12 protein-coding genes and 1 pseudogene are annotated in these 11,701 nt (G+C 67.5%); 9 read left to right on the top strand and 4 right to left on the bottom strand.

Annotation, left to right across the window (positions count from 1 at the left end; genetic code table 11):
* The 3 genes and pseudogenes from gatB to OB2597_RS22705 all read left to right on the top strand — a co-directional run.
* Nucleotides 1–473: pseudogene (gene gatB / locus OB2597_RS20125) on the top strand (Asp-tRNA(Asn)/Glu-tRNA(Gln) amidotransferase subunit GatB); the annotation flags it as partial.
* A 313-nt stretch (nucleotides 474–786) separates the two neighbouring features.
* Nucleotides 787–1,257 carry a thioesterase family protein gene (locus OB2597_RS20120; protein WP_009807469.1) on the top strand — a complete coding sequence of 157 codons (471 nt, stop codon included), beginning with the start codon at nucleotides 787–789 and terminating at the stop codon, nucleotides 1,255–1,257.
* Between the two features lie 188 nt (nucleotides 1,258–1,445).
* Nucleotides 1,446–2,048, top strand: a complete 603-nt coding sequence (locus OB2597_RS22705) for a DUF4177 domain-containing protein (RefSeq protein ID WP_009807468.1) — start codon at nucleotides 1,446–1,448, stop codon at nucleotides 2,046–2,048.
* 249 nt (nucleotides 2,049–2,297) lie between these two features.
* Here the strand turns inward: OB2597_RS22705 and OB2597_RS20110 are convergent, their stop codons facing one another.
* Nucleotides 2,298–2,555: a BolA family protein gene (locus tag OB2597_RS20110; RefSeq protein ID WP_009807467.1), complete on the bottom strand. Its 258-nt coding sequence runs from the start codon at nucleotides 2,553–2,555 to the stop codon at nucleotides 2,298–2,300.
* A gap of 74 nt (nucleotides 2,556–2,629) precedes the next feature.
* Between OB2597_RS20110 and OB2597_RS20105 the strand changes: the two genes are divergently transcribed.
* A complete protein-coding gene (locus tag OB2597_RS20105; RefSeq protein WP_009807466.1) occupies nucleotides 2,630–3,256 on the top strand; it encodes a J domain-containing protein in 627 nt (208 codons plus the stop codon).
* Nucleotides 3,257–3,479: 223 nt separating this feature from the next.
* Here the strand turns inward: OB2597_RS20105 and OB2597_RS20100 are convergent, their stop codons facing one another.
* Entirely contained in the window at nucleotides 3,480–4,181 is a 702-nt protein-coding gene (locus tag OB2597_RS20100) for an anti-sigma factor (protein WP_009807465.1), read from the bottom strand.
* A complete protein-coding gene (locus OB2597_RS20095) occupies nucleotides 4,178–4,720 on the bottom strand; it encodes a sigma-70 family RNA polymerase sigma factor (protein ID WP_009807464.1) in 543 nt (180 codons plus the stop codon). The genes OB2597_RS20100 and OB2597_RS20095 overlap by 4 nt, the downstream gene beginning before the upstream one ends.
* A gap of 134 nt (nucleotides 4,721–4,854) precedes the next feature.
* Between OB2597_RS20095 and cobS the strand changes: the two genes are divergently transcribed.
* Nucleotides 4,855–5,838: a cobaltochelatase subunit CobS gene (gene cobS / locus OB2597_RS20090; protein ID WP_009807463.1), complete on the top strand. Its 984-nt coding sequence runs from the start codon at nucleotides 4,855–4,857 to the stop codon at nucleotides 5,836–5,838.
* Nucleotides 5,839–6,004: 166 nt separating this feature from the next.
* On the opposite strand, the gene OB2597_RS20085 is transcribed toward cobS, so the two are convergent.
* Nucleotides 6,005–6,613 carry an NADPH-dependent FMN reductase gene (locus tag OB2597_RS20085; protein WP_009807462.1) on the bottom strand — a complete coding sequence of 203 codons (609 nt, stop codon included), beginning with the start codon at nucleotides 6,611–6,613 and terminating at the stop codon, nucleotides 6,005–6,007.
* 224 nt (nucleotides 6,614–6,837) lie between these two features.
* Between OB2597_RS20085 and OB2597_RS20080 the strand changes: the two genes are divergently transcribed.
* From OB2597_RS20080 to OB2597_RS20065, 4 genes are all read left to right on the top strand, one after another.
* Nucleotides 6,838–7,212, top strand: coding sequence for a hypothetical protein (locus tag OB2597_RS20080; RefSeq protein ID WP_009807461.1), 375 nt, complete (start codon nucleotides 6,838–6,840; stop codon nucleotides 7,210–7,212).
* 186 nt (nucleotides 7,213–7,398) lie between these two features.
* Nucleotides 7,399–9,273 carry a cobaltochelatase subunit CobT gene (cobT, locus tag OB2597_RS20075; RefSeq protein ID WP_040610007.1) on the top strand — a complete coding sequence of 625 codons (1,875 nt, stop codon included), beginning with the start codon at nucleotides 7,399–7,401 and terminating at the stop codon, nucleotides 9,271–9,273.
* Nucleotides 9,274–9,437: 164 nt separating this feature from the next.
* Nucleotides 9,438–11,228, top strand: a complete 1,791-nt coding sequence (locus OB2597_RS20070) for an aminopeptidase P family protein (protein WP_050759303.1) — start codon at nucleotides 9,438–9,440, stop codon at nucleotides 11,226–11,228.
* A gap of 75 nt (nucleotides 11,229–11,303) precedes the next feature.
* Nucleotides 11,304–11,645: a DUF427 domain-containing protein gene (locus tag OB2597_RS20065; RefSeq protein ID WP_009807458.1), complete on the top strand. Its 342-nt coding sequence runs from the start codon at nucleotides 11,304–11,306 to the stop codon at nucleotides 11,643–11,645.
* Nucleotides 11,646–11,701 lie beyond the last annotated feature (56 nt).

Genomic DNA, 11,701 nt, shown 5'->3' with positions numbered 1-11,701 from the left:
CGGCCGAGACCGAAAACGCGGACTACTTCGAACAGGTGGTGGCCGCGGGCGGCGACGGCAAGATGGCCGCGAACTGGGTCATCAACGAACTGTTCGGCCGGTTGAAGAAAGAGGACCACGAAATCGCGGAGAGCCCGATCTCGCCCGCACGGCTGGGCCAGATCGTGGCGCTGATCAAGAAGGGCGACATTTCCGGCAAGATCGCCAAGGACGTGTTCGAAATCGCCTATACCTCGGACCGCGACCCCGAGGAGATCGTCGAGACCGAGGGCATGAAGCAGGTCACCGACACCGGCGCCATCGAAGCGGCGGTGGACGAGGTGATCGCCGCCAATCCCGCGCAGGTCGAGAAGGCCCGGCAGAACCCCAAACTGGCGGGCTGGTTCGTCGGCCAGGTCATGAAGGCCACCGGCGGCAAGGCGAACCCGAAGGCCGTGAACGAATTGGTCACCAGGAAACTGGCCGAGAGCTGACCACCTGCGCGTTGCCATCCTCGGCCCCGCCCCTGCGACGTCGTCCAAAGACGCCCGGGGGGCGGACCGGAGGGCGCTGGCCTTGACGGGAGATCCTCGGGTCGAGCCCGAGGATGAGGTCGCACGGGGCCGTCGGGATCGCTACGGCGATCTGCCCTTCTGCGGGCGAATGGCCCCCTCTGCGGCCCGGTCCCGATCGCCGCAGACACGCTCCCCCTACGAGGCTGCGCCGGAAGGCGCTTGAAGCCGCGGCGGCGGAACAGGCAGACTGGCGCCTGCCCGAAACGGTCGGGCGGCCACCTGGAGCGAGAAGTTGAACGATATCTACCTGTCCCCCGAGATGGAGATCAAACCGGACTGGATCGACCTGAACGGGCATCTGAACATGGCCTATTACGGTGTGCTGTTCGATACCGGCGTCGACGAGGCCTGCAAGCTGGTCGGGTTGGGATGGGACTACACCTCGGGCGGCACCCACACGACCTATTCCGCCGAGTTCCGCATCCGCTATGTCCGCGAACTGCACCTGGGCGACCGGGTGCGCGCCTCGTTCCGGCTGCTGGACGTGGGGCCCAAGGCCTATCACTTCTGCCAGGAGCTGATCCACACGGATGGCTGGGTCGCGGCCACCGGCGAGGGGATCAGCCTGCATATCGACCGCTCCGGCCCGCGCGTGGCGCCCTACCCGACCGAGATCAAGGCGCGCCTCGACGAGCGGCTCAGGGCGGATTCCGCGCATCCGGTCCCCGATTGGGTGGGCACGCCGATGCGGATCCGCAAGTGACGCAGCGGACGGTGCCGCATCAGCCCCGCCACCCCTCTAGATATAGCGAAATCGGGCGGCATCTTGCCGCCGATACCCCATATTTGCCAAAAATCCGGTCGTTTTTCGTCTCAAATCCGGTGTAGTGTGAGGGAAAGCAGAGTCGCAGCCGGGTCAACCGGCGCGGTCAACGGGTCACCGGGAACGAGATGGGCAGTTACGAATACAAGGTAGTCACCGCGCCGACGCGGGGCGCCCGCGCACCAGGGGTCAAGACCGTCGAGGGCAGGTTCGCCCATGCCCTGGAGGACGTGATGAACGAGATGGCGGCCGAGGGCTGGGAATACCAGCGCGCCGAGACGCTGCCTTCGGACGAACGCTCGCCCCTCGGCAGGGCGCACACCGTCTATCGCAATGTATTGGTGTTCCGCCGGGCCAGGGCAGGCGATATCAGCGCCTATGACCCCCGTCTTCTGGACGCGCCCGAACCGGCGCCGGCCCTCCTGCCGCCGCCGCCCGAAGGCTTCATGGACGAAGAAATGCTGGCCCCCGCCGCGGATCACGGGCTGAGCACGCTGCTCAAGCGGCGGGCCACGCGGATGTTCCAGTCCGCCCCCACGCCGCCGTCGCCGGACCCGTGGCAGGACAGCAGGGAAGACGACCCCGGCCTCGACGAGTTCGAGGACGCGGACACCGCCTACAGTGCCCGCGACGATCTGGCGGGCTTCTACGGCGCGGATACGCTGGAGTTCAGCAAGCGGGACGAGGCGCCGGGCCTTCACCGCGTCCTCCGCCGCACCGCCGCCGAATAGGGGCCGCGCAACTGGCGCGGGTCTTTCCCTGCGGCGGCCGTCGCTGCGGCCTTCGGGCTCCGCCGGCCGTCAGGGGCGTGTTGCTATAGAACGCAAGGGGCAGGCCTCTCGGCACGTTCATCGCTTCTCGCCTCGAAAGCTCCCTTTTCGACACCCCGTCGGGATTTCCCGCCCGGCCGACACAACCGGAGAGCGCCGTCGCGAGGACGAACCGCTGCCCGGGAACGGCGGGCGGCTCCGCCCCCCCCTTCAGGACGAAATATCCAGCGCCAGCGCGTGGATGCGGCCGATCAGTTCGGGACCGAGCGCGGCGTGGACGGCGCGGTGCCGCTGCAGCCGCGTCATGTCGGAAAACGCAGGGGCCGCGATGCGCACATGAAAGTGACTGTCGCCCCCTTCCCGATAGCCCGCGTGACCTCTATGTTTCTCGCTTTCATCAACGACCTCAAGAACTTGCGGAGAGAACGCCTGTTCGAGCCGTTCGCGTATCTCTGCCGATGCCGACATTTTTTGCCACCTCGCCTCTTCAATCTCGGGAAAGTCAGTCTAAACTGCATCGCCTGACTCGGAAAGGACAACGCATGACCAAAACGGACCCCTTCGGATTCGACATGTCGGTCTCTTCTGCGAAAAAGAAGAACCACCGCGGGCGGCGCGGGATGTCGGGCGCGTCGGAAACCTCGCAGAAGGTCTGCGAACATCCGGGCTGCGAAGAGCCGGGCAAATACCGCGCGCCCAAGGCGCCGGATGTCCTGGACGAATATTACTGGTTCTGCCGCGACCACGTGCGCGAGTACAATCTCAAGTGGAACTTCTTCGACGGCACCACCGAGGCGGAGCTGAACGCCCAGATGTCGAAGGACAAGGTCTGGGAACGGGAGACCAAGGCGCTGAACGACCCCGAGGCGCGGGCCTGGGCGCGTCTCGGCATCGACGACCCGCACCAGGTGCTGGGCGGCAACGCGACGCGCAACCCCGGCAAGGGGGCGGGCAGCACCACGCGCAAGCTGCCGGCGACCGAGCGCCGGGCGGTGGAGATCCTCGAGGCCAAGGATCACTGGTCCAAGGCCGAGGTGCGCAAGGCCTACAAGTCGCTGATCAAGGTGCTGCACCCCGACATGAACGGCGGCGACCGCAGCCAGGAAGAGCAGCTCCAGCTCGTCGTCTGGGCCTGGGACCAGATCAAGGACAGCCGGAATTTCAAGTAACTGAGGCGCCCGCCCGGACCGCCGCCGCTTGGCGCGGCGGACAATTCCGGCGGCGCGGGCCAGATGTGGCCGAGTTGCAGCGGCGCGCCAGAGGGCGGTCTCTGATCGGGAGGCAACGCCCGTTCAACTGAACTCGGCGACCGGTTCCGGACGGGCGCGACGCGCACGGGGGATCATCCGCCTGCCGCGCCTGCCGCGCCGAAGCCCCGGCCCTGCGGCCGCCTCAGATCTCCTGCACATCGCCGACCGCCAGAACATCGCCCGTGGGCTGCCCTGTCGGGGACCCGCCCTCGGGTTCGTCCGAGATGGCGAGGACCGCTTCGGGGAACCGCGCGGCCAGGTCGGCCGGCAGTGTGACGACCTCCTGCGAGGCGCCGGTCGGCCAGACGATGACCGAAACCGGAGCCTCGTCGCCCGCGATCAGCCAGAATTCCAGCGACCGGCCGGCCGCGGCCGCGCCGGACTGGCGCAGCAGTTCCAGCGTGCCGGTATCCTCGTCATATGCCGCCTGGAAGACGATGGCCCCGTCCTCGGCGGCGATGCGGGCCTGGTATTCCGGCGCCGTCACCGGGGCGAGCAGGCCAGAGGTCACGACCATCCAGGCGAGACCGGCGGCCAGCACCCCGCCGAGCGCGTAGCCCAGCAGGCCCAGCCCCGACCGTCGGCGACGGGCGGGCCGCGCGACGGGGCTGTCGATGGAGGCCTCGATGGCGCGCCACAGCGTGCCGGGGGGCGTGGCTTCGGGAATGTCCTGCACGAGCGCGACGAAATCCTCGGCCCATCGGGCCACCAGCGCGCGCAACCCGGCATCGCCGTCCAGCCGCGCCTCGAAGGCGCGCCGGTCGGGCTGGGACAGAAGGCCCAGGACGTATTCCGCCGCGAGGATGCGGTCGTCATCGTCAGGTATGTCGGGCGTGTCGCTCATTCCGACAGGCATTCCTTCAGTTTCAGCAGGCTGCGCCGCAGCCAGGTTCTCATCGTGTTCAGCGGCACCTCGAAACGTGCCGCCAGTTCGGCGTAGGTCTCGCCCTCCAGATAGGCGCGCCGCACGGCTTCGGCCCGGTCGACGGACAGACGCCCGAAACAGTCGACGATCCGCGCCCGGTCGGACGAGGCCATGGCCAGCGCTTCGGGTCCGGGGGCGGCGTCGGGCAGCGCCTCGGCCTCCTCGATCCCGCCACCGGCGGCGCGGCGCGCCCGCAGCCGGTCGATCGCGTGGTTGCGCGCGATGGTGATCAGCCATGTCATGGGGCTGTATCCGCCGGCGCGATACCGATCGGCATTGCGCCAGATCTTGACGTAGACTTCCTGGACCGCTTCTTCCGTTTCCGCTTCTGCTTTCAAAATACGCAGGACGATTCCGAAGAGTTTCGCCGAAGTGTGCTGATAGAGTCGGGCGAATGCCTCACGGTCGCCTGTCGCGACGGCGTCGATTAGCGCCTCGATCTCCTCCCGTGTGGCCATCTGTCTCCTTCGGCACGGATTGCGGCGGCGTTCCGCCGCAAGGCACCCATTTTGCCCTTTCCCTCACTCTCGGCTTCGATATGTTGCAGCCTGGGCCGCGAGCAAGGCCCGCGAAGGGAAAGGACAGGGCGACCATGGCCGAGGGTATGACCGATATCAATGCAAAACCGACCGAGGAAATCTCGGTTCGCGAAGTCTTCGGCATTGATACCGACATGAAGGTCAGGGCGTTCGAAGAGCGTGTCGAACGGGTGCCCGAGGTCGATACGACCTACAAGTTCGACCCCGACACGACGCTGGCCATCCTGGCCGGCTTCTCGCACAACCGCCGGGTGATGGTCCAAGGCTATCACGGCACCGGCAAGTCGACCCATATCGAACAGGTCGCGGCACGGCTGAACTGGCCCTGCGTGCGAGTGAACCTCGACAGCCACATCAGCCGGATCGACCTCATCGGCAAGGACGCGATCAAGCTGCGCGACGGCAAGCAGGTGACGGAATTCCACGAAGGCATCCTGCCCTGGGCCCTGCGCAACCCGACCGCCATCGTCTTCGACGAATACGACGCGGGCCGGGCGGACGTGATGTTCGTGATCCAGCGGGTGCTGGAGCATGACGGCAAGCTGACGCTGCTGGACCAGAACGAGGTGATCACGCCGAACAAGTACTTCCGCCTCTTCGCGACCTCGAACACCGTGGGACTCGGCGACACGACCGGGCTTTATCACGGCACGCAGCAGATCAACCAGGCACAGATGGACCGCTGGTCGCTGGTGGCGACGCTGAACTACCTGCGCCACGATGCCGAGGCGGCGATCGTGCTGGCCAAGGCGCCGCATTACAACAACGAGAAGGGCCGCAAGCAGGTCAGCCAGATGGTGCGCCTCGCGGATCTGACGCGGACGGCCTTCATGAACGGCGACCTCTCGACCGTCATGTCGCCCCGGACGGTGATCACCTGGGCGCAGAATGCCGAGATCTTCCGCAGCATCGGCTATGCCTTCCGCCTCACCTTCCTGAACAAGTGCGACGAGCTGGAACGCCAGACCGTGGCCGAGTTCTACCAGCGCTGCTTCGACGAGGAACTGCCGGAAAGCGCCGCCTCCTCGGCGTCCTGAGACCCGGCAGCGCCAGGCCGGACATACACGAAAAGGGCCGCATCGCGCGGCCCTTTTCCGTTGCTCTCCGTTTGCGGGCCGTGATCCGCGTGTCACGCCCGAGGCGCTCCGGTCGCGGGGCGGATGGCGGGAGATCCTCGGGTCAGGCCCGAGGATGCCGCTCGCCTCAAGCGGCCTGCGCCTGGGCGTCGGCCTCGCGCGCGGCCATCGTGGCCTTCGCCCACCAGACCAGATCGTCCAGCGCGTTCTTCGCCGCGGGGGCGATGTTCTCTTCGATTTCCGAAAGCGGCTTGCCCGCGCCCATGGGATGGACGGTGAAGAAGTCGGCGCCGCCGATATGCACCGCGCCCCGTACCGGCACCATCTGCAGTTCGACGGCGATGTTGCGCAGGTGCTCCAACGCGCGTGCCGCGCCCATGCTGCCGTAGGCGATGGCCGTCATCGGCTTGCGGACCCACTCCTTGTAGGCCTGGTCCAGCGCGTTCTTCAGCGCCCCCGAGACGGAATGGTTGTATTCGGCCACGGCGAAGATGAACCCGTCGAACTGGGCGATCTTCTCCTGCCAGGCGACGGCCTTCGGATCGGAGGAGGGCATCCAGAGGTTCGAGGCCGGTTCGTTGAAGAACGGCAGGTCGAAATCCTTGAGATCGACGAGTTCGACCTCGAGGTCGTCGCGGGCCTGGGCTTGCGACAGCATCCATTCGGCGGGCGTGTCGGCATAGCGGGCGTCACGGGTCGAGGTGACGATCAGGGCGATACGGGGTTTGCGGGACATCTCTGTCTCCTTTCATGTTCTGTACGTGGCGGAAACCTATCCCTTTCGCGCACGCAGAAAACTCCGATGCCCGCACAGGGTCTGTGCAAGGGCTGAGAGATTCGGCTCGCGCTGCAATACCTGACCCTCCGACACAAGAGATTTGCCGATGGCGCCCGCGAAATACGGCGCACAAATCGATTGGCGATTAAAATTTATGCGCTACTGTCTATCCCATGACACGGATGGCCGCCCTCATCCTCGCCCTGTCGCCGGTTTTCGCGGAAACCGGACGGGCAGCGCCGGGCGATCTGTCCGATCCGGTCACCGTCTTCGCCACCTGCGCCGGCCGGTTCTCTGCTGAAATGGAGCACCGGTGGCTCGTGGGGCGCGACCCGGACAGGGCCGCGCGCCATCGCGGGGCCATGATCGACCTGCTGGACGCCGTGGTGCCGAATGTCGACGGCCGGGCCGTACTGGCGCGCCGGATCGAGGCGAAACACGCGCAGGCCACGCTGTTGATGCGGGCGGATTTCAACGTCAACGCCGAGGACGCGCGGCAGGCGCGGGTGCTGGCGGATGCGGCCCTGTCGCGCTGCGCCGCGCTGATCGCCGGCTGACCGCCCTGCGATGAGCTCTCGGAAGGTCGGTTCGGGATGTCGCAGCGGACCCCGTGACCCCGGGCCGGACACCGGAGCCTCGCTGGTCCATCCCGCAGGCACGGGGCCGCGCCGATGAGCGGGCTCGACTTCGCTCATACCGCCAAGCGCCTTGCCGAGCCGCGCCGGGAGTGGTTTACCAGCACCATGAGCACGTCCAGCGACAATCCCGCCGATCCGTTCAAGAAGGCCTTGGCCGAGGCCACCAAGGTCATGGCCGACGATCCGGATCTGAACGTCAGCTATTCCGTCGACCCCGCGGGTACGTCGGGCGACAACATGCGCCTGCCGCAGGTCAGCCGGCGCATGACCAAGGACGAGGTGCTGCTCGCACGCGGAACGGCCGACGCGCTGGCGCTGCACCACCGGTACCACGATGCCGGCACCCATGCGAAATACGCCCCCTCGGGCCAGATGGCGCGCGACCTCTACGAGGCGATGGAGACGGCGCGCTGCGAAGCCATGGGCGCGCGCGACATGCCGGGCACTGCGGGCAATATCGACGCCAAGATCGGCGCCGAGGCGCGTCGCGCCGGCTATGACGGGATCACCGACACGTCGGACGCGCCCCTGCCGGCGGCGGCGGGTTACCTGATCCGCCATCTCGCCACGGGTCGCGAGATGCCCCCGGGCGCGCAGAACGTGATGGAGCTCTGGCGCGGCTTCATCGAGAGCCAGACCGGCACGCGGCTCGAGGATCTGGGCGAGAAGCTTTCGGATCAGACCGAATTCGCGCGCTTCGCCCGCCGGATCATCGACGATCTGGGCTATGGCGACCAGCTGGGCGACGATCCCGACGGATCGGACGACGAGGATCAGGACGCGGCCGAAGAGGGGCAGGACGAAGAGGAACAGCCCGACAGCACCGGCGATTCCGACGAGGACGACCAGGCCGAGGCCAGCCCCGAGCAGTCGCAGGACGAACAGCAGGACCCGTCCGAAGCCTCGGTGTCGATGGACGACATGGCCGAGGAGGAGATGGGCGAAGAGGCCGAGATGCCCGAGGGCGAGGCGCCTCTCGAACCGCCGCCGCCGCCTCCGGCCTCCGAGGCCGATCCCAACTATACCGTCTACTCCGCCGATTTCGACGAGGAGATCAACGCCGCCGAACTTGCCGATCCGGTCGAACTGGAGCGGCTGCGCGCCTATCTCGACCAGCAGCTCGAACCTCTCAAGGGCGCGGTCGGCCGCCTGGCGAACAAACTGCAGCGCCGCCTTCAGGCGCAGCAGAACCGGTCGTGGGAATTCGACAAGGAAGAGGGCGTGCTGGATGCCGGCCGCCTCGCACGGGTCGTCGCGAACCCGACAACGCCCCTGTCGTTCAAGGTCGAGAAGGACATGGAGTTCCGCGATACGGTCGTGACCCTGCTTCTCGACAATTCCGGGTCGATGCGGGGCCGGCCGATCTCGATCGCGGCGATCTGCGCCGATGTGCTGGCGCGGACGCTGGAACGCTGCTCGGTCAAGGTCGAGATCCTGGGCTTCACCACCCGCGCCTGGAAGGGCGGCCAGAGTCGGGAACGCTGGCTCAACGACGGGCGTCCGCAGCAGCCGGGCCGTCTGAACGATCTGCGTCACATCGTCTACAAGTCCGCCGACGCGCCTTGGCGCCGCTCGCGCGACAATCTCGGGCTGATGATGAAGGAAGGTCTGCTGAAGGAGAACATCGACGGCGAGGCGCTGGAATGGGCGCATCGCCGGATGGCGGGCCGGCGCGAGGCACGCAAGATCCTCATGGTGATTTCCGACGGGGCGCCGGTCGACGACTCGACGCTTTCGGTCAACCCGGCGAACTATCTCGAAAAGCACCTGCGCGACGTGATCGCGATGGTCGAGCGGAAGAAACTGGTCGAACTGCTGGCCATCGGGATCGGCCATGACGTGACGCGCTACTACAACCGCGCGGTGACGATCACCGATGTCGACCAGCTGGCGGGCGCCATGACCGAGCAGCTGGCCGCGCTGTTCGACAGCGATCCGCGGGCGCGTGCGCGTCTCGTGGGGATCAAGAAGGCAAGCTGATCGCGGGGCATCGCCGGGCGGGCGGCGCGCCGGGGGGTCACCTGCCCGCGGTCGGCCGCGGCGCTCGCCGCGTCCCCCGCCTGCGCGGCCACGCAGGCCCCGCGCGTCTGGCATCCCGGGCCGCTTCGGGTATGTTCGACGCGAACCACGACCCGGAGAGCCCCTTGTTCCAGACATTCGACAGCCCCAGCTCGCCCGACCAGGGCCCGCCCCGCCTGGCCCGCCTGCGCGAGCAGATGGCGGCGCAGGGCCTCGACGCCTGCATCGTGCCCCGCGCCGACCGCTATCACGGCGAATACGTCGCGCCGCATGACGACCGGCTGGCGTGGCTGACCGGGTTCACCGGCTCGGCCGGGTTCTGCGTGGTCACCGGCGACAAGGCGGCCGTCTTCGTCGACGGGCGCTACAGGGTGCAGGTCAAGGCGCAGGTCGCCGCGGATTTCACCCCGGTCGCCTGGCCCGAGACCACCCATATCGACTGGCTGGGCCGGGAGCTGCCCCGAGGCGGTGTCGTGGGCTTCGACCCCTGGCTGCACGCGATGGACGAGATCTCGCGGCTCGAACGCGGTCTGCCCGGCCTGACGCTGAGGCCCGTGGATCATCCCGTCGACCGGATCTGGACCGATCAGCCTGCGCCGCCGGCCGAACCGGTCTTTGCCCATCCGCTCGCATTCGCCGGGGAACCGCACGAGGCGAAGCGCAGGCGCCTCGGCGCCGGACTGGCCGAGAGGGGCGAGGCGGCGGCGCTGATCACCCTCTCGGACAGTATCGCCTGGCTGTTCAACATCCGGGGCGGCGACATTCCCCGCAACCCGGTGCCGCATGGCTATGCCGTGCTCAAGGCGGACGGCTCGGCGGTCCTGGTCACGGATCCGGCGAAATGCGCCGATCTGGGCGACCACCTCGGCCCGGATGTTGCGGTCCGACCGGATGCCGACCTTGCGGCGGTGCTGTCCGAAACCGGCGGGCCGCTGCGGATCGATCCGCAGACCGCGCCGATGGCACTGGCGATGATGCTGGACGAGGCGGGGATCGAGACGCGCCATGGCCCCGACCCGTGCCGTCTGCCCAAGGCCTGCAAGAACGAGGGCGAGCTGGCCGGGATGCGCGATGCGCACATGCGGGACGCGGTGGCGATGTGCCGGTTCCTCGCCTGGTTCCAGGCCGCCGACCGGACCACGCTGACCGAGATCGACCTGGTCACCCGGCTCGAGGGATTCCGCCGTGATACCAACATGCTGCGCGAGATCTCCTTCGACACGATCGCAGGGGCCGGGCCGAACGGCGCCCTGCCCCACTACCGTGTGACGACCGAGACCAACCGGGCGCTCGGCGAGGGCGATCTGATCGTGCTGGACAGCGGCGGGCAATATCCAGACGGCACGACCGACATCACCCGGACGCTGGTGGTCGGTGAGGCGGGGGCCGAAGAGAGACGGGCCTTCACGCTGGTGCTGAAGGGCATGATCGCCATTTCGCGGCTGCGGTTTCCGCGCGGTGTCGCCGGGGCGCATCTGGATTCCCTCGCCCGCTATCCGCTGTGGCTGGCGGGCATGGATTTCGACCACGGCACGGGGCACGGCGTCGGCGCCTATCTCTGCGTGCACGAGGGGCCGCAGCGGCTGGCGCGCAGCGGCGAGGTGCCGTTGCAGCCGGGTATGATCCTGTCGAACGAACCGGGGTACTATCGCGAGGGGGCATTCGGCATCCGGATCGAGAACCTGATCGTCTGCCAGGTGGCAGACCCCTTGCCCGGCGGCGATGCGCGTGACATGCTGTCGTTCGAAACCCTGACGTGGGTTCCCATGGATCGAAACCTGATCGACCCCGATCTGCTGACCGCCGAGGAACGCGACTGGGTCGACACCTATCACGCCACCTGCCGCGACAAGATCGGCCCTCTGCTCCCCGAGGATTGTGGAGCATGGTTTGCCGCCGCGACAGAAAAACTATGACGAGACCGGCGGCTGTCACCGTACCGTGACAATCGCAAGGCAAGGGAAGACCGCCTCTTGGGGAGGGCCGCAGACATGACCGACATCACCATCCGCAACGCCGAAGGCACCTGGACCGTCCGCGCCGGCGGCGCCGTGCTGGGAGAGAGCCGGAACGCGCTGGAGCTGACCGAGGGGGATTATCCGTCGGTGATCTACTTCCCGCGCGACGACATCGCGATGGCCTTTCTCGACCGGACCGACCACAGCACGCATTGCCCGAAGAAGGGCGATGCGACCTATTTCTCGATCGTCACCAAGAGCACCACGCACGAAAACGCCGCCTGGTCCTACGAGACCCCCATCGAGGGGATGGAACGGATTGCCGGGCACCTGGCGTTCTACGCCACGGATTTCGTCACGGTCGAGCGGATCTGACCGTCGCAGGGGGCTTTGCCCCCGTCGCGCAAGCGCGACTCCCCCAGGATATTTCG

The sequence above is a fragment of the Pseudooceanicola batsensis HTCC2597 genome (assembly GCF_000152725.1).
GTDB classification, from domain to species: Bacteria; Pseudomonadota; Alphaproteobacteria; order Rhodobacterales; family Rhodobacteraceae; genus Pseudooceanicola; species Pseudooceanicola batsensis.
Note: the sequence above shows the minus strand (reverse complement) of the source record. Positions and strands in the feature narration are given on the sequence as shown.